The 22264-nt window shown below is 45.6% G+C and carries 18 protein-coding genes; 5 read left to right on the top strand and 13 right to left on the bottom strand.

Annotated elements, in window-relative coordinates:
* Positions 1-43 precede the first annotated feature (43 nt).
* The 6 genes from IEY13_RS28350 to IEY13_RS28325 all read right to left on the bottom strand — a co-directional run bounded on the left by IEY13_RS28350 (position 44) and on the right by IEY13_RS28325 (position 9038).
* Positions 44-3832, bottom strand: coding sequence for a DEAD/DEAH box helicase (locus IEY13_RS28350; RefSeq protein WP_188958926.1), 3789 nt, complete (start codon positions 3830-3832; stop codon positions 44-46).
* 116 nt (positions 3833-3948) lie between these two features.
* Entirely contained in the window at positions 3949-4677 is a 729-nt protein-coding gene (locus tag IEY13_RS28345) for a 2-phosphosulfolactate phosphatase (RefSeq protein WP_188958924.1), read from the bottom strand.
* 45 nt (positions 4678-4722) lie between these two features.
* Entirely contained in the window at positions 4723-5076 is a 354-nt protein-coding gene (locus IEY13_RS28340) for an RlpA-like double-psi beta-barrel domain-containing protein (RefSeq protein WP_188958922.1), read from the bottom strand.
* Between the two features lie 234 nt (positions 5077-5310).
* On the bottom strand, positions 5311-6402 hold the full coding sequence (gcvT, locus tag IEY13_RS28335) for a glycine cleavage system aminomethyltransferase GcvT (protein WP_188958920.1): 1092 nt from the start codon (positions 6400-6402) through the stop codon (positions 5311-5313).
* A 49-nt stretch (positions 6403-6451) separates the two neighbouring features.
* A complete protein-coding gene (locus tag IEY13_RS28330) occupies positions 6452-8674 on the bottom strand; it encodes a PspC domain-containing protein (protein WP_188958918.1) in 2223 nt (740 codons plus the stop codon).
* Positions 8675-8687: 13 nt separating this feature from the next.
* Positions 8688-9038 (bottom strand): PadR family transcriptional regulator, encoded by a 351-nt coding sequence (locus IEY13_RS28325; protein ID WP_188958916.1) that lies wholly within the window; start codon positions 9036-9038, stop codon positions 8688-8690.
* Between the two features lie 275 nt (positions 9039-9313).
* On the opposite strand from IEY13_RS28325, the gene IEY13_RS28320 reads away from it, so the two are divergent.
* Together IEY13_RS28320 and IEY13_RS28315 are read left to right on the top strand one after the other, a co-directional pair.
* Positions 9314-9757 (top strand): hypothetical protein, encoded by a 444-nt coding sequence (locus IEY13_RS28320; protein WP_188958914.1) that lies wholly within the window; start codon positions 9314-9316, stop codon positions 9755-9757.
* Positions 9758-9766: 9 nt separating this feature from the next.
* The gene (locus IEY13_RS28315) at positions 9767-12094 is read left to right on the top strand and encodes an ATP-binding protein (protein WP_188958912.1); all 2328 of its coding nucleotides are present in this window, start codon (positions 9767-9769) and stop codon (positions 12092-12094) included.
* Here the strand turns inward: IEY13_RS28315 and IEY13_RS28310 are convergent.
* The 5 genes from IEY13_RS28310 to IEY13_RS28290 are packed head-to-tail and all read right to left on the bottom strand — an operon-like array spanning position 12091 to position 16831.
* Entirely contained in the window at positions 12091-13242 is a 1152-nt protein-coding gene (locus IEY13_RS28310) for a methionine aminotransferase (protein WP_229688057.1), read from the bottom strand. The two genes, IEY13_RS28315 and IEY13_RS28310, sit on opposite strands and share 4 nt — an antisense overlap.
* 42 nt (positions 13243-13284) lie before the next feature.
* On the bottom strand, positions 13285-13980 hold the full coding sequence (gene mtgA, locus IEY13_RS28305) for a monofunctional biosynthetic peptidoglycan transglycosylase (RefSeq protein ID WP_188958910.1): 696 nt from the start codon (positions 13978-13980) through the stop codon (positions 13285-13287).
* Positions 13981-14016: 36 nt separating this feature from the next.
* Entirely contained in the window at positions 14017-14601 is a 585-nt protein-coding gene (locus tag IEY13_RS28300; protein ID WP_188958908.1) for a hypothetical protein, read from the bottom strand.
* Between the two features lie 38 nt (positions 14602-14639).
* Positions 14640-15299 carry a LysE family translocator gene (locus tag IEY13_RS28295; RefSeq protein ID WP_188958906.1) on the bottom strand — a complete coding sequence of 220 codons (660 nt, stop codon included), beginning with the start codon at positions 15297-15299 and terminating at the stop codon, positions 14640-14642.
* A 14-nt stretch (positions 15300-15313) separates the two neighbouring features.
* Positions 15314-16831 carry a GH3 family acyl-acid amido synthetase gene (locus IEY13_RS28290; RefSeq protein WP_188958904.1) on the bottom strand — a complete coding sequence of 506 codons (1518 nt, stop codon included), beginning with the start codon at positions 16829-16831 and terminating at the stop codon, positions 15314-15316.
* Positions 16832-16974: 143 nt separating this feature from the next.
* On the opposite strand from IEY13_RS28290, the gene IEY13_RS28285 reads away from it, so the two are divergent.
* From IEY13_RS28285 to IEY13_RS28275, 3 genes are read left to right on the top strand one after another with little or no spacing between them, the layout of a single operon-like run.
* Entirely contained in the window at positions 16975-17754 is a 780-nt protein-coding gene (locus IEY13_RS28285) for an inositol monophosphatase family protein (protein WP_188958903.1), read from the top strand.
* A gap of 18 nt (positions 17755-17772) precedes the next feature.
* Entirely contained in the window at positions 17773-18804 is a 1032-nt protein-coding gene (gene thiL, locus IEY13_RS28280) for a thiamine-phosphate kinase (RefSeq protein WP_188958901.1), read from the top strand.
* 21 nt (positions 18805-18825) lie between these two features.
* Positions 18826-20352: a S41 family peptidase gene (locus IEY13_RS28275; RefSeq protein ID WP_188958899.1), complete on the top strand. Its 1527-nt coding sequence runs from the start codon at positions 18826-18828 to the stop codon at positions 20350-20352.
* On the opposite strand, the gene nagA is transcribed toward IEY13_RS28275, so the two are convergent.
* Positions 20349-21452 (bottom strand): N-acetylglucosamine-6-phosphate deacetylase, encoded by a 1104-nt coding sequence (gene nagA, locus IEY13_RS28270; RefSeq protein ID WP_188958897.1) that lies wholly within the window; start codon positions 21450-21452, stop codon positions 20349-20351. The two genes, IEY13_RS28275 and nagA, sit on opposite strands and share 4 nt — an antisense overlap.
* Positions 21445-22260, bottom strand: coding sequence for an amidohydrolase (locus IEY13_RS28265; RefSeq protein WP_188958895.1), 816 nt, complete (start codon positions 22258-22260; stop codon positions 21445-21447). The genes nagA and IEY13_RS28265 overlap by 8 nt, the downstream gene beginning before the upstream one ends.
* Positions 22261-22264: the final 4 nt, after the last annotated feature.

The raw sequence follows: 22264 nt of genomic DNA, 5'->3' as shown, positions 1-22264 counted from the left end.
CAGAAACGTTCAGGCATCATTCAAAGTGCCTTTTCAGCTGTTATTAGCTGAAAAGGTACTCAATATCATCACGGGTAAGACTTTTTACAAAACCGGTATCATCTGTAATCAGATCGGCAGCCAGTGCTTTTTTCTTCTCCTGTAGTAGCAATATCTTGTCTTCTACCGTGTCTTTACAAATCATCCGGTAGGCAAATATGTTCTTGGTCTGGCCAATACGGTGCGTCCGGTCAATCGCCTGTTGCTCCACAGCGGGGTTCCACCATGGGTCTACTATATACACATAATCTGCGGCGGTAAGGTTCAAACCCACACCACCTGCTTTTAGCGAAATCAGGAATACGCGGCAGCTGTCTTCCGATTGAAAACGGCGGATGGCTTTTTCCCGGTCGGGCGCAGAAGTGCTACCGTCAAAGTATTCATAATCAATACCTAACTCGGTAAGCTTCTGACGTATTAAACCCAGCATTCCCAAAAACTGAGAAAACACAAGGGCTTTATGGTTGCTGATATTTTCAGAAATCTCCCGTCCCAGCTCTTCCAGTTTAACGGAGGCGTTGGGAAAATTGTCTTCGTCTTTAATAATAGCAGGACTATCACATATCTGCCGCAGCTTCATAAGTCCCTGTAAAATGGTCAGTTGCGACCTGCCCATACCCTGACTATCTACCACTCCCAGAATTTTGTCGCGGTAGTCGTTACGGAAGGCATCATAAATTTCCCGCTGCTCTTTACCCATTTCACAAAAGAGAATCATCTCCGATTTTGCAGGCAGGTCTTTGGCCACCTGTTCCTTGGTACGGCGCAGGATAAACGGAAACAGCAGTCTACGCAGGTGTTCTTTCTGCTCTTTCTCACCAAACTTGTCAATTGGTACAGAAAACTCCTGTTTAAAAAACTCCATAGAGCCCAGCATGCCCGGGTTCAGGAAGTTCATCTGAGCATAAATATCAAAGGTGTTATTCTGTAACGGGGTACCACTCAGGCACAAACGGTTCTTCGCTTTTAAAATGCAGGCCGCCTTGGTAACCTTACTCGCCGGGTTTTTAATCGCCTGGCTTTCATCCAGCACCACATAATCAAAGTCTATTTCAGAGAAGTATTTGATATCACTGCGCAGGGTGCCGTAGGTGGTAATAATCACGTCTATGGAACCATCCGTCAGCACGTCAGAATTACGCAGGCCGCCATGGTGCGTATAGTATTTCAATGTAGGGGTGAACTTCTTAATCTCATTCTCCCAGTTATACATCAGCGTAGTTGGGCATACCACCAGCGCACGCATATTATCATTCTCGACTTTTAAATGGTGGAGGAAGGAAAGCGCCTGAATGGTTTTACCCAAACCCATATCATCTGCCAGAATACCACCCCATTGTACCTGACTCAGATAATTGAGCCACTGAAAGCCGGAAATCTGATAAGGCCGTAATATAGGTTGCAGGTGTCCGGGAGCATCTACCTGCGGAATATTCTGAAACTCACGCAGTTTTTCGTATTTAGCTTCCAGCTGAAATACCAGTTCTTCCTCATCGCGCTGCTCGTACAACTCCTCAATCACACTGAAGTGATATTTGCTCAGCTTGATATTGCTGGTGCTCTTGCCATCGCCCACGCGGAAGAGTAATGAGTACTTCTTAATCCACTCTTCGGGCAAAATACCCAGTGTGCCATCCTGTAACTGAACGTATTGTTGTTTGTTGGCCAATGCCTTTTTAACGTCAGCCACCGTAACCTGCTGTTCTCCAAAGTGAATATCCACTTTGGCGTCAAACCAGTCGGTATGGCTGCTGATAAATATTTTGGTTGAAGGCTTGGCGGTATTAAAGCGGAAGCTTTTCAGTGCTTCAAACCCAAATACCGGCAGGTTCATTTCCTTTACTGCATCTACAAACAGGAAAAACCAGTTGTTCTTTAACACCTCGGCACCTTTCAATGCCAGCAGGTTTCCTTCTTCCGGACGTATAAAACCGGAATGCAGGTTTTCTATTTGTTGAAAGAATGCTTCCTCTGCTTCCACATTGCGGTGTATTACCAGCAACTTGTCTGCTACGGGAAGAATTACTTTTTCTTTATCGCTCGCTTTTACTTCGTAGCCTTTGTAGCTGAAAACAGGTTGAAACAGCAGATAGTCACCTCTCTCCCGTAACAGCAGCTTCACATCCGGCTTCAGATCGCGCACCTCTTCTTTCTGCACATTGCTAAACTGTACCTGGTATTCCTTGGTTAAAGGCAGTACAAAATCCTGCAACTGTTTATTCCAATGCGCTTCTTCAATCTGTATAGAGCCGGAAGGCATAAACTTCTCCGCCAGCATCACATCATCTGCACGCTTCCACAGGTACAAAATATCGTGCAGCTTAAACAGCAAAGGGCTGTTCAGTTCGTTTTCAGCAATGCTGAAACGGCCATCAGAAACCTTTACAAAGCAGCTGATTTCATAGATACCCTCTTTATAACTTACTGTAAATTCAGGACTTATCAATTCCTCCGCACACACAGCCGGTATCAGATTGGCTGTTTGAAAAGCCTTGCCAGATGGTAGTAAGAAAGAAAAAGCCGCACCAGCCAGATCGGTAACCAGCTTTTTATACCGCGGGTGCAGATACTCTACAATCAGGTGGCGGGTTTCTTCAGGCAGGGCATCATCGTGCTGCTGCACAATATTTTCCCATATAGCGCTGAAAGGCGAGTTACGGTTTAGGTACCGGCTTACCTCGCCCGGCAACAGTTTGCGCAGGTGCTGAATCAGCGATTTGTCTTCCTCGTTAAACGCATCGGTATTAATAAACTTAGCCAGATCCAGTTTCTCTACTTTGCCCAGAAAAGCATTTCCGGCATCGTTTGGCTCACCCTGTATCGCATCTACCTGCAGCCAGGGGTACTGGTGCTGGTTGCTGCTGAAAACAACGCCCAGCTTCAGGGCAGGTTGCTTTTCTGTTTCGGTATTGGTATCTTCTACCACCACTTCCTGCTCAGAAACAACCGGCACCGGAACAGGCTGCGGTTTAGGTAAGGCAGAAGTAGCGGCGGGCATAGCCACCCTTTTTATACTGGTATCCAGTACACGTAAAAAGGGCTTGCCGTCTTTATAAGTAAATTCAAATTTACCTTCAATATCATCCTGTAAAGAGTAGCCATACAAGGCCAACAGTTTGTCTTTCTCTTTATCCCAGTTGCGTATGCTATCGAAATAGTTAGGACCGTGGCCACTCAGTAGCTGTAACAGTAAAATGGTTTTGTGAACACACAGCGGGTGTGCAGGATCTTCACCGCAATTACAACTGGTATCAAAGTTTCTTTCTTCGTTTTTCTGAATCAGCACCTTAAAGGTGTTGCCATCATAATCCACTTCTGCAAGCACTCTTTCGTCCTTCGCCTCTATAATTCTGGCCTTTGATGCCTGTAAGTAAGCTTCTGCCTGGGTAAAAGAAGCAGGCGCCGAAAGTAGTTTAACCAACTTAAGATCCAGTTGCTTCATTTTCACAACCGTATGCCGCTGATCGTACACAATCTCCTTCTCCCCCAGCATATTCCTGTCTACCAGTTCCTGCAACTGAAACAGCGAAGCTGCTTCGTGGCGGCATATCTCTCCCAGGTTGTACGGACAACCACACCGGAGCGATAGCGTCTTCGGATCTTTAAACTTGGTTATGTGTACTTTGTAGTATGTTGCGTAAGCATCGTCTTTCACCCGAAATGTAACCGAGCCAAGCAGATAGTCGTATTCAACAAGTTCTACATTATTTCCGGCATGTATCTTTTTTCCACGGCGTATGACTTCATCAGTACCGTTATTGTATACATACTTAATCAGATGCGGTAGTGCCATGCTTTATCAACAAATGCCCCGGTTCACAAAAGGGCAATTTGCAAAAGTAAAGGAATAAAAAGCAGACCTGGGCCATTTTACGAAAAAATATAAGATATGTATTTGTTAAATACGGCTTATTCCGCTGCCACAACTAACGCTCCGTTATCGTAAAGGGGTAAAACATTAGCAACATCCGGCGTAACGCAATATTCAAGGTCTTTCTCCAGACCATACGCTGCCAGCCTGTGCCAGTGTGTGGTATTACGGATAAAGCTGTACATATCATGCTGGTGCAACGTGTACATATTCTCTGCCATCAGACTGCTGTCGCAATGGATAGTAAAATGTTCTTTTATACGCTGAATTACCGCTCCGGCAAACAGCGTGTCTTCCAGATTAAACTTGTCTTTCCAGGCAGAACAGCCAAGAATTACGTTTTTGTTGGCCTTTACCAGATAGTTACAAACAGCGGTAAGGTTAGGGAATGAGCCGGTAATTACCTCAGAAGCACCTCTTTCCAAAGCCATATGCAGCAGCTTGGTACCATTGGTAGTGGTGAGTACCAGGGTTTTACCCTCAATAAAGCTACGGGTATACTCAGCCGGAGAATTGCCGTGTTGCAGGCCTTCCACCACTTTTCCATCACGCTCACCGGCAGTAATACCACCGGTTATTTTACCCAGTTCAATACAGCGGGGCACGCTGTCTACCGGTAATATTTTAGCTGCGCCATTGTACAACGCTGTAGCAATGGTAGATGTGGCACGAAACACATCAATAATAACAACCACCGTATTTGAGATATCGTAAAGGTCTAATAACCGTGGAGATAGTACTGTATTCAGGAAAGGCTTGGAATTCATAAGGGCGCAAAGATAGCGCCCTTATGAAACTTTTTCAGCATCTGGCTACAATGTTCTGCGCGTGTAGCGGATTTCAACGGGTGCTAACCCCGTGTGCATAATGCCCAGCGCCTCTGCAGCGTCTCTGTTAACGCTTACTACAACCGATCCGGTTTCGGTTTTTTTAGTCATCAATACCTGTGTCCGGATTTTCTTACCATTCTGAAGATTGGTAAGGCTTACAATAGATTCTTCCTGTGCGGCATGCCATTTTTTGTCCGAAGCCGAATCTGTGGAAAGTACTTTCTCTAACTGAACGCCAGGGCAGTAAATTGCTTTTCCTGACATAACCTGAGCAGAGCGGCACGAAAACAATGCAAGGGGCAAGACGAGTAGAAGGGTCGTTTTAACCTGTTTCATAAAACAGCTTTTTTTGCTTTTGAGTGGATTTGGAAAGTAAAAATTGTCTTTATAATTGATACTTCGCCAAAATGGATAATGGATTATTATAATAACAATAGATTGTCATAAATAGTTCGGTGAAAAGCAACGTAAATGAGAAAAATAAATATTCAAGTTTTTTTTGCAAGGGTACACTTTCAGGCATAAAAAAAGGCCTTTTGGTAAGGCCTTGCTATTGTGAAGATAAACTTGTTATACGAAAGGAAACTTAACAACTTTTGCTTTTACCGGAGTATTCCGGATATCCACAAAAATTTCAGTTCCGATAGCGGCCTGGGAAGTTTCTACATAACCTAAACCAACAGCCTTGTTTAAACTGGGCGCCTGCGTACCACTGGTTACCTTTCCAATTACTTCACCGGCAGCGTTCTTTATCTGGTAATCATGGCGCGGAATGCCCCTGTCTACCATTTCAAAACCAACCAGCTTACGGCTTATGCCTGCTGCCTTCTGGCTTTCCAGTATTTCTTTCGCAGTAAACGAAGTTTCTTTGTTCAGCTTGGTAATCCAGCCTAAACCACCTTCTAATGGCGATGTGGTATCGTCAATATCGTTTCCGTACAGGCAATATCCCATTTCCAAACGCAGGGTATCTCTGGCTCCCAAACCAATTGGTTTCAGGCCCTGAGGACCGCCGGCAGCAAAAATGGCATCCCATATTTTGTCAGCAGCGCCGTTCGCATCTTCAAAGTAAATTTCTACGCCACCTGCACCGGTATACCCCGTAGCACTGATAAGCACGTTATCTACCCCGGCAAAAGTGCCTTTTACAAACGTGTAATATTTCAGGTTCAGAATATCCACATCGGTCAGTGGCTGCAGCATTTTGCTGGCGTTAGGCCCCTGAATAGCCAGCAGACAGGTTTTGTCGCTGATGTTGTGCATTTCTACGCCTTCTGTATTGAATTGCTGAATCCAGTTCCAGTCTTTCTCAATATTAGAAGCGTTTACCACCAGCATGTATACGTTGTTTTCTTCAATACAGTATACAATCAAATCATCTACAATGCCGCCGGTAGTATTGGTTAAACAGCTGTACTGCGCTTTTCCGTTGCTCAGTTTGGAAGCATCATTGGTGGTTACACGCTGTATCAGATCCAGGGCTTTAGGGCCCTTCAGCATAAATTCTCCCATATGGCTCACGTCAAATACACCTGCGTTGTTGCGTACAGTTGCGTGTTCATCATTAATACCACTATAACTGATAGGCATATTATACCCTGCAAACGCAGCCATTTTTGCGCCCAATGCAATATGCTTTTGGGTAAAAGGAGTACTCTTCATTGTAAGATGTTCGTTTTGGCCGCAAAAATAGGAGAAAAGCGAATCACTGTTAGCGAATAAACTTCATCAGCAACATGCCGGATGGGCGGGGAGCCAGTTCCGGCTCCCCATTTTCCATTGCAGTAGCCTTTTCGGTTACTGCAGGAGCAGCTACCTGCTCCTGGTTTTTTATAGCACTGCTATCTTCCACAGGCAGTTTGCGCTCCAGCTCTTCCCGTTTCTTTTCCAGTTCTATTCTTTGTTTTTCTAATTCTTCCAGTTGCTTGCGGGCATCTTCTTTACCATGCTTTTTCTCATGGGTAGCTTTCAGTCCGTCGTTTTGTGTCATTACATACTCCACATTCTTGCTCCAGTCAAAGTCATTGTTCCAGTCTTCATTCCAGTCTGTAGTCTGGCGGTGTCTTCTTCTGTGCGAGTTCACGTTTACATTCACCCAATGGTAATCGCTCAAACTTTCGTCTAACTGAATGCGCTTGCCAACCGGCACTTCAATCACCACCATTACCTGCTGGTTATGAAATTTCTGATCGCTGGTAATTACGAAACCGCGGGGCAGTACTAAAACGGAGTCGTCTGTCTGGCGTGGCACAAAACTTACTGCCGAAGCATAACCTCTTGCCTGTGTAGTGCTGGAGCCATTGCTCAGTTTTACCACCTGTGTATGGAACGAGCTGTCGGCACTTTTCACAATACGCACCTGCACACTTTTCATTAACAGACTGTCTTTGCTCACTCCTACAAAAGGGGCATCGTCTGTATCCCAGTTGAAGCCTAACCAGAAATCCTCTCCGTAGTAAGCAGCTTTGCTTTCATCCACCTTCACCAGCAGTTTTCCGCGCGAAGGCTGATTTAACAGTACATCTTCTTCTATAGCTGTTCTGCTACGATAGTCTTTGGTAATAGAAGCAGCCAGAAAAACAGAGGCAATTAAACCTATAGTCCACAATCCACCGAAGGTATAGCCCAGATAATTGTTGGTAGAACGTACACGGGTGATGCGACGGATAACCCAGATAACCATAGCTACAATGGGCGAACCAATAAACAGAATCAGACTAACCCATGCCAGTGTATTTTGCCAGAAACCATGCAGGAAAAAGGTTTTTAAAGGTGCTACGTTTACCCCACTCACCAGTAAGGCAATCAACGCCAGCACCAGCGAAAAAGCAATAATACCTGCAATGAATAAAAAGAATGCTTTAAACGCAATGGCTATTGCCTGGGCAAAACGGTTGCCGGCATTGCCGCTTACCACTGCCGCTTCTTTACCAAACTGCTTGCCTTTGGTTTGAAAAGTATCCTGTACTTCATCGCTCCACTGCTGGGCTTTTACTTTAAACTCCTCTCCCCACTTTTCTGCTTTCTGCTTAAAGCTTCCCAGATCTTCCTGTATGGTGTTTTTAATAGAATTCAGGTCAACTTTCTCACCCCTCATCTCCAGCTTTTCACTGGCCGAGCTGGCTTCCGGAATTACAATCCACAGTATGGCATATACCAGAAAAAACGTACTGCCAAAAGAACTGAATATAATAGAAGTGGGCATGGAAAAATGATCCCAGAAAAGGTTACGCCATATAGAACCCAACACGGCTATTACCAGCGGAAAAGCAAACACCATACGGGGTATCCACACCGCCAGGTTAAAGTAAGCCGCTACGCCACTGGCTACGCCCGCTATCACTTTATCGTCCGGGTTACGATAAAGCCTTTTGCTGATAACAGAGCGGTCCAGCTTTTTTACCGGTAACACTATCCACAGCAGAATATATAAAGGCACGCCTGCACCAAAACCACCCAGGGTAATTACTGCAAACAGTATACGAACAATAGCAGGATCTATTCTGAAATAGCTGGCTAAGCCGGCACATACGCCACCCAGTATTTTATCTTCCTGGTCTCTGAACAAACGCGGGCCACGGGGCTCCGTGGTAAACTGAGAAGAATAGTTGCCCCCTCTTTGCTGCTGCTTGTTTTCCTCACCCTTCAGCTGCTCTTTAACACGGGTTTCTTCATCATCAAAATCTTCCGGACGGCCAATGCTGTTAATCACCACGTTTACATCACTATCTGTAATGCAGGCAGCACCTTTTTTCAACGTTTCGCTAAACAGTTCAGCAATACGTCCTTCTATATCATTGATAATTTCATCGCGGCCTTCTTCGTTGGCAAAGAATACGCGCAAACTTTCTATATACTGTTTTAATATATCGTAGGCCAGCTCTTCAATCGGAATTACCCGGCCCTGGAAATTTATGTTGATAATCTTTCTCATGATTACATAGTTTTTATTGGTTCTCGTTAGTTGATTCTGAGGGTTGCGTTAGTGCGTGTACGGCATCTGCCAGTTCTTTCCAGGTCTTTTCCAGATCTGCATAAAAGTCAAGACCCGTTTCAGTCATGATAAAGTATTTTCTCGGCGGCCCCGATACACTTTCCACCCATCTGTAGGTTAAAAAACCTGCGTTCTTTAATCGGGTTAACAAGGGGTATAGGGTTCCTTCCAGAATATGAAGGTTGGCAGCTTTCATTTTTTCAACAATATCACTGGGGTAAACTTCACCCTGGCGTATGATGGAAAGAATGCAAAACTCCAGTACCCCTTTCCGCATCTGGCTTTGTGTATTTTGTATATCCATAACAGGGAGTTTTTTGTTTTGACAATACAAAGATGGGGTATTTATTAGTACTGTGCAACACATAGTACCAGTTATTTTCAGGTTACTGTCTAAGGAAAATACTTTAATCAGGTGTTAAGTTCCTGTTTATTAGCTTATTATCTACTTTTCACTATTCTTACCCCACCGGCCTGAACAGGATGAACGGCAAAAAAATAGGACGGAAGGGTTAACGAATGCCCGGTTTAATTAATTTGTACAACCAAACTATTCAATTCAGCAAAAGCCAAATTTTCATGAAAACATCACTGCTTACAAAGCGTGTATCTGTATTACTGCTTATGCTTGCTGCATGCCCTTCTTTCGGACAGGACGCAGCCTGCACCACCCTTTTAGCCGGCAATAACAGCCTGCATCAGAACCTGCACGAAGCCAATTTCTGGTTCGGGTTAATGGAACTGCCTTTTCTGGCCATTTGTGTAGTATTTGCCTTTATGACTGCCAACGTACTAAAAGGCGGCAAATTTGGCAAAGGCATGAAGCTGATGGCCTGGGGTTTTCTGGTAATGTCTGTAGGACATTTGCATATGCAGATTGACCATTTTTACAACTTCAACCTTTTTAAGTATCTTTTCGGTTCTACGGGCGGCGCCCTGGGTTGGTTTGTTGCATTGGTTGTTACGTGGTTGCTGAGTGCCGTAGGCTATTACTCTATGTATAAAGCTGGAAAAGGCCAATAATAACCAAACGTGAAACGCATTTTTCGAACAACGCTTAATCGTTTCAGAAAGTTTTTCAACACGTCAGAACCCGCCGCTCTGTCAGGCAGCGGGTTTGAACCTTTGTTCGACTTCCTGATCAAGGAAATTTCTGTTCCTAAACAAGCCGAACGGCTTATTGCCGTGGGAAGGAAAGTAAAAGGCAAACCGGCAGATGAACTGCTCCGTATTTATATTTCGTTTGAACACTACCTCACCAATCTTGATCCGGAGCAGAAATACACCAAAGAAAAACTGCGCAATGCCGTAAAGCACCGATTTCCCGATCTGATACAGGATCCTTATTTTGTAATACTGTTCTCTCAGGAGCAATTGCAAAAGCTAAAGCTGGCTATTTTGTTTACAGAGTTCTGCCTTACAGAAGCCAGTTCTATTTTCGGCAATGCAGGTAATGGGCTGTTTGATCATGTACTGAAACAACTGGTAGAAATTGAGCAGTCTGCCGACTACGAAGTTTCTATACAGCAGATGCAGTTGCTGATAGATAAGGTGTTTAACTACATACATTCCAACTTTGGTCCGCACCTGGCAGATACCATTTTTGAAAATGCCTATCAGAAAACATCCCGGTATTTTAAAGAGGCAGGTATTATTCACTACCTCGCCAATATTCTTCCGCAAAGCATTGTACTGTCTTCGCTGTTGAGCGATCTTACCCAGGCGCAAACGCAAAAGGTAATCCGCGAAAAAATGGAAGAAACCCAGCGGTTGAACAAAGTGCTGGAACATCAGCTGAAACAGTTGCAGCAAACGCGGGAAGAAATTAAGCGGCAGGAAAGTATGCTTAGCGGCATTGTATCTTCTTCGCTGGACGCCATGATTACCATTAACGAAAATGGCCAGATCATGAACTGGAACCGTGCGGCTGAAGATATTCTGGGTTATTCTTTTGAAGAAGCGAAAGGAAAATATATATCTGATCTGATTGTTCCTGATGCGTACAAAGAGCTTCATCAGCACGGCTTTGAAAAATACCTCAGAACCAAACAAAGTTCTATACTGGATAAACGGTTGCGCATGCAAGCAAAGCGCAAAGGCGGCATTATTTTTCCGGCAGAGCTGGCCATTACTGCTATTGAGCATAACAACTTCTGTTACTTCAATGGTTTCCTGCGCGACATTAGTGAACAGGTACAGCAGGAGAACGATTTAAAAAGAGCCCGCGAAGAGGCAGAGCAGGCAGCCAGAATAAAAACAGAATTTCTGAACACGGTAAGCCATGAAGTAAGAACGCCCCTGAATGCCATTATGGGCTTTACTTATCAGTTGCTGAACGGCAAGGCTACTGATGACGAAAAGAAAAGCTACCTGTCGCTACTAAGACGCAGCAGCGAAAACCTGTTGCATCTGATTAATGATATTCTCGATTTTAATAAGCTGGAAAACGGCAGCCAGCGCCTGAACAACGAGGTGTTTCATTTAAAGGAGCTGCTTACGAATATCTGTACCAGTTATACACCGCTGGCCCAACAAAAAAATATTGCTTTACAACTGGAGTATGATGATCAGTTACCCGCAGTGGTATATGCCGATGCCATACGCCTGCATGCTGTGTTAAGTAACCTGGTAAACAATGCCATTAAATTTACTATGGAAGGCCGGATAGTAATGGAGGCAAAACTGGTTGCCTCTGATGAAAGCACGTTAACTGCCGACTTTACTGTAACTGACACGGGCATTGGTATACCTGCTGAAAAACAGGAACAGATATTCGAATTCTTTACCCAGGCAGAAAGCAACAACACCCGCCGTTTTGGTGGCGCAGGGCTGGGCCTGTCTATTGTGCGCAAAACCGTTCAGCTGATGAACGGAGCTATTTTTCTGGAAAGTAAACCCGGGCAGGGTTCTGTTTTCCGCATACGCATTCCGTTAATGCATTCCACCGGTGAGCCCATGGAGCGTGAACCGGAAATGTTTATTCAGGATGAACTGGCTTTTGAGCACAAAAGAATATTGCTGGCCGAAGACAACGACCTCAATATTCTGGTAGCCAAACAGCTGATTGAAGATTGGGGCGCCAGGGTAGATGTGGCCTATAACGGACAGGAAGCGCTGGAACTTTGTATGAAGAACGAGTACGACCTGGTATTGATGGATTTACAAATGCCTGTTATGGATGGACTTGCCAGCAGTGAGGAAATACGCAAGTTTAATCTGGTAATGCCCATTATTGCACTCACGGCCTCTTCACTGGAAGAGATAGCAGAGCATGTAAGCCCCAACAGCCTGAATGATTATATCCGCAAGCCTATTGACCCTACCGAACTATACAACAAGCTGCACCGGTTTCTGATTTAAGCTTTAAAATCGCTGAGCCTTTTAGCCGCACTCTCCAGCGTAGTAGCCTTTTTAGCAAAGCAAAGCCGCAGCACTTTATTGTCTTCTCCTTTGCTGTAAAAAGCAGATACCGGAATAGTAGCCACACCGGCTTCTCTTACCAGCCTTTCCGCAAATGCCCTGTCCCCTTCTTCACTCAAATGGGCATAGCTGAAGCACTGAAAATAGCTGCCGTAAGAGGGCAATGCCTTAAAGGGTGTTTTCAGCATCAGTTGCTGAAAGTAATCGCGCTTGTGCTGCAGAAACAACCCGAGCGACAGATACGCTTCTTCATATTGTAAAAACTCAGCCAGCGCCACCTGCACGGGCGTATGGGCCGAGAAGCAGTTAAACTGATGCACCTTTCTGAACTCCGTGGTAAAATCTTCCGGAGCTATGCAGTAGCCCAGCTTCCAGCCGGTGCAGTGATAGGTTTTACCAAAGGAAAAACATACAAAACTTCTTTCACGTAACGCAGGATAACGCAGTATGCTCTGGTGTTGAATGTTATCAAATATCAGATGCTCGTACACCTCATCGCTTACGATGATAATGTTGGTGCCTTCTGTTATAGCCTGCAACTGTTCCATATCTGCTGCGCTTAACACGCTGCCGGTAGGGTTGTGCGGGGTATTGATCATAATCATTCTGGTACGCGGGGTAATTTTCTCACGCACCTCCTCCCACGGTACCGCATAATCAGGATAGCGGAGGGATATAAAAACAGGTACTGCACCATTCAGTTCAATGGCAGGTACGTAACTATCGTATGCGGGTTCAAATACAATTACTTCATCGCCCGGTACCAGTGTAGTGGTTAAGGCAGTGTATAAAGCATAGGTGCCACCAGGGGTAATAGTAATTTCCGCATCGGGCTTTACTACGGCACCGTACAGCTTACCTGCCTTCTCAGCAATTTTTTCGCGCAGGGGCATATAGCCATGCATGTGGGCATACTGGTTAAAGCCGTTTTTCATAGCCTTATTCACCAGATCGGTCAGCTGGCCATCCATAGGAAAGTCGGGAAAACCCTGGCCCAGATTTACTGCACTATGCTCCACTGCCAGTTGACTCATTACAGTAAAAATGGTAGTACCTACCTGCGGAAGTTTTGATACAATTCTGCTCACAGCAATCCTTTTGGCCAAATATAAAAAATAAATAACGTAGGCTTAGCGTGTAAGCGCGTGTACATCGGGGTCGTCTGCAATATTATTCATCTCCCTCAATATCATCTTCGACCTCCATCCAACTCTTCTGCTTACCGGTTTTACCGTAAAAATTTTGGGGTTAGGCAGGCAGGCTATAATCATGGCAGCCTCGTTGCGGGTAAGGTTTTTGGCAGATTTGCCAAAGTATGCCTGTGCAGCAGCTTCTATACCAAATATGCCTGGCCCCATTTCAATGGTATTCAGGTACACATCCAGTATTCTTTGCTTGCCCCATACCCACTCAATCATTTTGGTAAAGTAAAACTCCGGCACCTTGCGCACATACCGCAGTACGCCATTGCCCTGCCACAGAAATACGTTTTTGGCTGTTTGCTGGCTAATGGTGCTGGCACCGCCGCCACGTAATTTCTTTTTCTTTTTAGGGTTCTTAGCCAGGCTCTTTTCCAGCGCCTTCCAGTCAAAGCCACCATGGTCGGGAAACAACTGGTCTTCACTGGCCATAGCTGCCAGCTTAACGTTAGGTGATATTTCCTCCCAGCTTACATAATCACGCTTCAACCCGTAACCGCCAAAAACGGCGCCCAGCTGGGTAAGCGTTATAGGCGGGTATACCCACCGGCAAATAACCAGATACACTGTTGAGGTAATAAACAATATTAGGGTTACGCGCAGTAAAAAGCGCAAGAACTTTGCCATGCCGGCAAAGATAAAAGAACGCCCTATCTGTTTTTGCTAGTTGCTGTGAATATATTCAATACTGTATTTTTTACCTATGCGCAGCTCTGACCGGTGCAGGTAATGCCACAAAGTACCCAGTAAAAATACCCCGGTGGCAATAGCCAGTTTAGGACCGTTTTCGCTACCGAATAACGGTGGCGAATCTTTACCCAGCCCGTTAATAATATTCAGCAGAATATAACCGGCGCTACCAATCTGTACCAGCGTACCGTCTTTTATATAGCTGAAACCCTCTTTTTCGCGGGGTATGGCATAAATATCTTTGTAGTGCAACTTATAGGCACCATAGGTTACCGTATCTATTACGGTACCAAAACCCTGAGGCACCAGTTGTATTCTCTGCTCATTTAACCACAACGAGTCTCTCGCTATTTTTACAATAGTACCCTCAACCCACTGGCCGTTATCGAACCAGAAACGGATATACGATCCTTTGAAATAGTTCTTTACCGTGCGGTTTCTTTTCTTCAGCTGAAAAAAGTCAGAAGGCGGTGGTGCAGATTGCGCATCTGCCGGTGCGGGAACAACCAGCAGCAACATCAGGAAAGCAAAAGTGGTTAGGATGAAGTTCTTAAACATACCCTAAAATACTAGCCTTTGTGTGAAGGCCGCGTTAATTAATGTCCCGCTACATGGTTATTCAGAATACCCCATATCAATGCCACACCAAAGCCCATTAATATAATGCCTGAAATACGGTTAATGATATGAATATTGTGCGGGGTTAGCTTAGATCTTATTCTGCCTGCCAGCAATACCTTGGCCAGATCGCTCAAAAATACAAACACCAGACAGGTTACAAAAATGATAATGCGGTACTGAATGGGATGCGCCTCTGTTTTAGAATCGGAAAGAATGGTGGCAGAAGCAGCCAGCCAGAACAGCAGGGCACCGGGGTTCAGTGTATTCATAAAGAAGCCGGAGAAAAAGATAGCGGCCAGATCACGCTTTCGAAATACTTTATTACGCACATTTTCTTCGCCGGCTACCACTACTTTCTTAAAAAAGCAGTTGTAAATGCCCAGTGCTATTAAAAAAATGCTGCCGCAGATGCCTATTATTCGCTCGTGTGCAATGGCCGATTGAAAAATGGAAGTAAACAGGTTACATACCACTACCAGCGTAATATCGCTGAAGCTTACACCTGCAATAAAGAAATAACCGCCTTTATGGCCGTTATTAATGCTTTGCTTAATGATAGTAAAAATAACAGGGCCTACGGATATGCTCAACATCAACCCCAGAGCAAGCCCTTTAATCAGTGCCGCAAAAGCCATGGTATGGTATCTAATTACTGATTTAAAAATTTCTTCCAGTCTTCCAGCATCTTGCCTTTCAGCACACGCGGAAACTTATGCTGTCCGCCCACTTTTCCTTTCACCCGCATAAACTCCATAAAAGATTCTTCCGGCAATACTTCCAGAAATACTTCTTTCAGTGCACTTTTCCTTTCTACCGCATAATCATCGTTCAGCTGCTTCAGCTTCTCGTCAATTTTAGTACACAGCAGGTCTTTATCCACCGTGTCATCACAGGCTACATACCAACGGTGACAGAAAAAGGTTTCATAAGGCTCTCCTATTACGGTATACTCAGGAATAGATACATTCAGTTCCTCACCCACCATCTGCACGGCCTTGTTCATATTGTCCACGCTCAGGTGTTCACCCACCAGACTTAAAAAGTGCTTGGTACGGCCGGTAATTACAATTTCACAACGCTTTTTATCAACAAACTTAATGGTATCACCAATCAGGTAACGCCATGCCCCGGCACTGGTGCTGAGCAAAATGGCATAGTCTTTCCCCTCTTCCACGTCTTTTATCGTCAGTGCCTGCGGATTGCTTATCATATCGCCGGCCGAGTCAAAATTCACATGATCGAAAGGAACAAACTCAAAGAAAATATGTTCGTTGGTTACCAGCCGCATGCCTTTAGCGTGCTGACGGTCCTGGTAGGCAATAAAGCCCTCACTGGCCAGGTACGTTTCAATATAAGTTAATGGCTTGCCCAGCAGCTTTTCAAAACCTTTTTTATAAGGTTCAAAACTTACGCCCCCGTGCACACAAAACGCCAGGTTAGGCCATATATCGTGTATGTTCTTTACCCCGTAGCGCTCAATAATCATTTCCATACACATCTGAATCCATGCAGGCACGCCTACAATAAATCCGATATCCCAGTCTTTGGCTTTGGAAACAATATCCTCCAGTTTCTTGTTCCAGTCGCGCTCGCGGGCAATTTTCTTACCCGGCTTATAAAAACGCTGAAACCAGAAAGGCACTTTTTTAGCGGTAATACCACTGAGGTCACCTGCGTAATAGCCCGATTCTTTTTGTAAAGCGGTACTTCCGCCCAGCATCAGCCAACCTTTGCCTATCGATTTCACCGGAATATCGGTGTAATTGCGCAGGCTCAGCAGCTGTTTAATCATTACTATTCTGTTGCCCTTGAGCAAATCGGACGTAATGGGAATATATTTACTGGCACTTTCACTGGTACCACTGCTTAATGCGTAATATTTAATCTTTTTAGGCCAGCATACATCCTGCTGTCCTTCCAGGGTCAGATGCCACCACTCATCGTAAATCCTGTTGTAATTGTAGGTAGGAACCAGTTCCTGAAACCTGGCATTAGGGTTTTTGGCCATCAGAATCTCGTCAAAACGATACTTCTGACCAAATTTGGTAAACCGTGCTTTACGCAGCAGTTTCCGCAACACGCGGTCCTGTTGCCGGCTGGCGCTGTTCTGCGGCAATCGTAACGCTTTTGCAATACCGGGTGGAAGTTGGATATCAAATATTGCCATTCAAGCAACAAGGTTTATTTGTTAAAGGCGCGAATCTACATTATTTGTATTATTAAAGCTACTGATTCGTTTTAACTTATCTGTCAGCCCCCCACATAAAACTTAACTTTTTCTTTAACCTGACCGTCCGCTTATCTTTGCGCATGCTTAAACATACTCTACTGAAAGCCGCCGAGGCGGCAGCGGTCGTTTTAAAGGAAAACTTCGACCAACCCTTCAAAATCAGCAACAAGGAAGGCATTAACAACCTGGTTACCGAGGTAGACCACAAAAGCGAGGCTTTAATTATTGATATCATCCGTAAAGAATTCCCTACTCATCATATTCTTACCGAAGAATCGGGCGATTTGCCGCAGCATTCCGAGTTTAAGTGGATTATTGACCCTATTGATGGTACTATTAACTACGCCAACGGTATTCCCCTGTGTTGCGTAAGCATTGGCCTGGAAAAAGACGGCGAAATGCTGTACGGGGTAGTGTACAACCCTTTTATGAACGAGATGTTCTTTGCTCAGAAGGGTTTTGGCGCTACGTTAAACGACAAACTGATTAACGTAACCGATAAAGACGATTTAAAAACCAGTTGCCTGGCTACCGGTTTCCCCTATACTTACCTGGACGCGCCCAACGGCCCGCTGGATGTTTTTCCTAAATTGATACGCAAGGGTATTCCGGTAAGAAGGCTGGGCAGCGCGGCTATTGACCTGTGCTGGGTGGCATGCGGACGGTTTGATGGTTTTTATGAACACAAGCTGCAGGCATGGGACAGCGCGGCAGGTTACCTGATTGTAGAAGAGGCCGGCGGAAAGGTTACAGGCTTTAAAGGCGAAAAATACAACCCTTACGAGCCCCATATTGTTGCCACCAACGGTAAAATACACGATCAGCTGTTGCATGTAGTGAATGGTGGTGAAGTGTTATAATGCTTAAATTGTGTACGCATGGAAAACAGAACAGAAATAAGCTCGCTGGGTGAATTTGGCCTGATTGAACACCTGACGAAGAACTTTGAAATACGCCAGGCATCTACCGTACTGAGTGTTGGCGACGACGCAGCGGTGATAGACCATTTTGGCAAGCAAACCGTTGTAACCACCGATCTGCTGATTGAAGGGGTGCATTTTGACCTGATGTATACACCGCTACGCCACCTGGGTTATAAAAGCGTGGTGGTAAACGTAAGCGATATTTACGCCATGAACGCCACGCCTACGCAGATAACCATGAGTATTGGTTTAAGCAACCGGTTTAGTGTAGAGGCCCTGGATGAATTTTATGAAGGCGTGTATGCTGCCTGCGAAAAATACAATGTAGACCTGATTGGAGGGGACACCTCTGCCTCGCAGAAGGGTTTTATTATATCGGTAACTGCTCTTGGCGAAGTAACCCCGGGTAAGTTTGTAAAACGCAATACTGCGCAAAAAGGCGATCTTATTTGTGTATCCGGTACCGTAGGCGGCGCTTTTCTGGGCCTTACCATTCTGGAAAGGGAGAAAAAGATTTACCTGGAAAACCCGCAGATTCAGCCCGACCTGGAAAACGAGAAGTTTATTGTAGGTAAGTTGCTGAAACCAGAAGCGCGTAAAGATATCATTGAGTTTTTTGAGCAGAACGGTATAGTACCTACTTCTATGATGGACGTGAGCGATGGCGTTAGCAGTGAAGTACTGCATTTATGCCGCCAGAGCAATCTGGGTTGCCGCATTTATGAAGAAAAGCTGCCTGTATCGGAAGAAGCCAAAGCAGCTGCCTTTAAGTTTGGGCTGGACCCTACCGCCTGCGCTTTAAGTGGTGGTGAAGATTATGAACTCATTTTTACGCTGAAGCAGGAGGACTACGACAAAATAACCTTACAGGAAGAGATAGCCGTTATTGGCTATATGGCCGACCTGGAAGAGGGTAGAAAAATACTAACCAAAGGAGGAAACAGCTTCGACATTACCGCACAGGGATGGAATGCGTTTCAGCAATAAAACACCCAGCCAATTAACACTATGCAGGCGCCTGTAGTAAGCCTCAGAAATATCCTCGCAGCTTTTGTTGCTATTACCATCTGTACGTCCTGCGCCACACGCAGGCCCACGCAGCTGGTATTGCAGCAAAAGTATGCGCCGGAAAAGCTGAGAGAAGAAATGGCCCTGCTGAAAAAAATACTGGAAGCCAATCACCCATCGTTGTATTGGTACACCCCCAAAGACAGTATTGATGATTACTTCCATACTGCCATGGCAGGCATTACCGATTCGCTTACCCTGCCCGCCTACCGCAATACACTCTCTTGGGTTATCGGTAAAATCCGTTGTGGTCACACAGCAGTACGCTATCCTTCCGGGTTTGCAGATGCTAACATGCGCAACCGGGGGCCACAGTTTCCGCTGTCCATTAAAACCTGGGCAGATAGCATGGTGGTAGTGGCTGCAGCACCGGGTAACGACAGCATTTTTAAAAGAGGTACGGTTATAACCGGTATTAACGGTTATACTAACCGGCAGCTGCTGGATTCTATGTTTCAACTGATGAGTACAGATGGGTATGCCGATAACTTTAAAAGCCAGCTGGCCAGCTTTAACTTTCCCGCATACTACAGAACTGCGTTTGGTACAGATTCCGTGTACCGGATACGGTATATTGATACAGCGGGTATAGAGCAGGAAACCGCACTTAAAACCTTTACGCCGAAAAGAGATACCACCCGCCGCAGGCCACCGGGAAAACCACCTTCCGGGCAGGTACCGCCACTTACCCGTAAAGAAAGAAAGCGTGCTGAAAAAACATCCGTTCGCAGCCTGAGTATAGATACCACTTTTAGCACCGGTTATATGCGGCTTACCACTTTTTCCAGCGGACACCTGCGCCGGTTTTTCCGGCAGTCGTTCCGGCAACTGAAAAAAGACCATGTAAGCAATCTTATTATCGACCTGCGCGAAAACGGTGGCGGCAGCATTGGGGTAAGCACCAAACTGGCCCGGTACGTATCTGACCATCCCTTTAAAGTAGCAGATACTGTTGCGGCCAAAAGCAGACGCTTCCGGTATGGCAGGTATATACACCCCAGCTGGGTGTACTGGTTGAGTATGCGTATTACCAGCCGCCGTAAAAAAGACGGGCTGTACCATTTTGGTTACTACGAGCGGCACCATTTTAAACCGCAGCAAAAAAACCATTTCGCCGGGCAGATTTATATACTACAGGGAGGGTTTACCTTCTCTGCTTCTACCATGTTTATTTCGGAGGTAAAAAACCAAAGTAACATTCATGTAGTGGGTGAGGAAACCGGTGGCGGCAACTATGGCAACAGCTCGGTACACCTGCCAGCTATACAGTTGCCGTATTCTAAAATGCAGATTACCCTGCCTATGTACCGCATTGTGCTGGATAGCACCCGTGCTAAAAACGGCAGGGGCATACAACCTGAAATACCGGTATCTCCTTCTTCGGTTGATTTACGCAGGGGTATTGACAACAAAATGCTGAAGGTGAAAACCATTATTGAACAGTCGCGTACAACAACGGGAAACTAGCCGATATACTTTATTACATCAAAGTCTTCACTCAGTACAATCATTTCTGCTGCAGCACCTTCTTTTAACAGAAACCGGTCTTTTACCAGATTCAGTAAGCGTGCGGGGTATAAGCTGCACATGCGTACGGCTTCCGCCAAAGTTATATCTGCCTGGCGCACCAGGTTTTTAACAGCCTTGTTCATAGTAAGGGCCGAGCCGCTTAAAATGCCATTGGCCACATATTTATCGCCATCCAGTGTGTGCGGATAATTGCCGGTGCTGGTTGCTGTTACCGCATCTGTAATTACAAACAGCCGCTCGCCCATTACCTTTTTGGCAATACGCACGGCAGAAAAATCCACATGGTAGCCATCGGGAATGATGGAAGCTTTTACCACATCATGGTCAAACGTAGCGCCTACCACACCCGGCATACGATGCAGCAACGGGCTCATAGCGTTATACAGATGTGTTACGGTTTCCACGCCGCAAGCAAAACTTTCTTTCGCTTCTTCGCAGGTGGCGTTGCTATGGCCTGCACTTACGATTATATTGTAAGAACGGATAAGGGCAACTACCTCCCGGCTGCATACCTCCGGTGCCAGCGTAATCATTTTTATTACGTCTTTACCATACTCCAGCAGCTTCTTCGCTTCCTCCACAGAGGGAGAATGAATCAGCGAAGCTATATGTGCACCTTTTCTTTCCGGGTTAATCCAGGGGCCTTCTATATGTAAACCCAGAATGCCTTTACCGCCTTCTTTCCAGTAGGCGCGTACGGCATCAATACATTTAAATATGGCTTCATAACTGGCGGTGGCCACGGTGGGTAAACAATAGCCGGTACCGCTGTTGCGGTTGTGCGCTGCAATTACCCGCAGGGTTTCTGCATCGGGAAATTCAGATAACAGCCGCCCTCCGGCACCGTACATCTGCAGATCTACAAACGGTGGGGTAATAGTGGCTTTTCCAAAGTTCTGTACCGGAACATCTGCATGCAGCGATACCATAGGTACCAGCTTCTCTACTATGCCATCTTTTACTACTACGGCATAGTTCTGCAACATGTTATTGCCGGTATACACGGCACTGGCTGTATAAGCTATTGTGTTACTCATGGGCTATTAAAAAGGCATCACCATCTTTCCAGAAAGGAAAGCGGCTGCGAACCTCCTCCAGTTTTTCTTTTTCCAATGTAATCGTAAATACTGTTTCGTCATGTGCCTGATGAAACAGCACCTCTCCCAGCGGATCAATAACCATGCTATCTCCGCTGTGGTAAATATCGTTACCGTCGTTTCCTACCCGGTTTACCCCGGCTACAAAACACTGGTTTTCTATGGCCCTTGCCTGCAACAGGGTTTTCCAGGCATGGCTGCGTCTTTCCGGCCAGTTGGCCACATAAATCAGCACATCATACTCCGGCCCTTCCTGCCCATCGGCCGCAGCTGTTACCTGGCTCTGCTGCCTGGCCCATACGGGAAACCGCAGATCGTAACATACCTGTAGATTGATACGCCAGCCTTTTACCTGCGCAATCAGGCGTTTGTTACCGGCCGCGTAATGGTTGTCTTCTCCGGCGTAAGCAAACAGGTGTCGTTTATCGTAGTAACCCAATGCTCCATTGGGCAGCATCCATATTAAACGGTTATAGTAATGTCCGCTATCTTCAATAATCACACTACCGGTAAGGATAATCCGGTTTTCCTGCGCTACGCGTTTCATCCAGCTTACGGTTTCGCCCTGCATGTTTTCGGCCAGCAGTTCCGGCTTCATGCTAAAGCCGGTGCTGAACATTTCGGGCAGTATTACCACTTCGGGTTTGCCTGCAATGTTCCTGATTTTCTGCTCCAGCATGCGCAGGTTGTCTGCCTTGTTTTCCCAGGCAAGCGCTGTTTGTATAATGGTAAGCGTAAGCGACGACATAAAA

Source organism: Filimonas zeae (assembly GCF_014641615.1).
Classification (GTDB): Bacteria; Bacteroidota; Bacteroidia; order Chitinophagales; family Chitinophagaceae; genus Filimonas; species Filimonas zeae.
The sequence above is the reverse complement of the archived record's forward strand: the minus strand, read 5'-3'. Positions and strand labels throughout refer to the sequence as shown.

Bases quoted from the DNA above. Each gene is read 5' to 3' on its own strand.
- IEY13_RS28320 (WP_188958914.1), top strand. From the start codon at position 9,314: ATGAAAACATCACTGCTTACAAAGCGTGTATCTGTATTACTGCTTATG.
- IEY13_RS28295 (WP_188958906.1), bottom strand. From the start codon at position 15,299: ATGGCTTTTGCGGCACTGATTAAAGGGCTTGCTCTGGGGTTGATGTTG.
- IEY13_RS28345 (WP_188958924.1), bottom strand. From the start codon at position 4,677: ATGAATTCCAAGCCTTTCCTGAATACAGTACTATCTCCACGGTTATTA.
- IEY13_RS28285 (WP_188958903.1), top strand. From the start codon at position 16,975: ATGCTTAAACATACTCTACTGAAAGCCGCCGAGGCGGCAGCGGTCGTT.
- IEY13_RS28300 (WP_188958908.1), bottom strand. From the start codon at position 14,601: ATGTTTAAGAACTTCATCCTAACCACTTTTGCTTTCCTGATGTTGCTG.
- nagA (WP_188958897.1), bottom strand. From the start codon at position 21,452: ATGAGTAACACAATAGCTTATACAGCCAGTGCCGTGTATACCGGCAAT.
- IEY13_RS28325 (WP_188958916.1), bottom strand. From the start codon at position 9,038: ATGGATATACAAAATACACAAAGCCAGATGCGGAAAGGGGTACTGGAG.
- IEY13_RS28290 (WP_188958904.1), bottom strand. From the start codon at position 16,831: ATGGCAATATTTGATATCCAACTTCCACCCGGTATTGCAAAAGCGTTA.
- IEY13_RS28265 (WP_188958895.1), bottom strand. From the start codon at position 22,260: ATGTCGTCGCTTACGCTTACCATTATACAAACAGCGCTTGCCTGGGAA.
- IEY13_RS28275 (WP_188958899.1), top strand. From the start codon at position 18,826: ATGCAGGCGCCTGTAGTAAGCCTCAGAAATATCCTCGCAGCTTTTGTT.
- IEY13_RS28340 (WP_188958922.1), bottom strand. From the start codon at position 5,076: ATGAAACAGGTTAAAACGACCCTTCTACTCGTCTTGCCCCTTGCATTG.
- IEY13_RS28330 (WP_188958918.1), bottom strand. From the start codon at position 8,674: ATGAGAAAGATTATCAACATAAATTTCCAGGGCCGGGTAATTCCGATT.
- thiL (WP_188958901.1), top strand. From the start codon at position 17,773: ATGGAAAACAGAACAGAAATAAGCTCGCTGGGTGAATTTGGCCTGATT.
- mtgA (WP_188958910.1), bottom strand. From the start codon at position 13,980: ATGGCAAAGTTCTTGCGCTTTTTACTGCGCGTAACCCTAATATTGTTT.
- IEY13_RS28350 (WP_188958926.1), bottom strand. From the start codon at position 3,832: ATGGCACTACCGCATCTGATTAAGTATGTATACAATAACGGTACTGAT.
- gcvT (WP_188958920.1), bottom strand. From the start codon at position 6,402: ATGAAGAGTACTCCTTTTACCCAAAAGCATATTGCATTGGGCGCAAAA.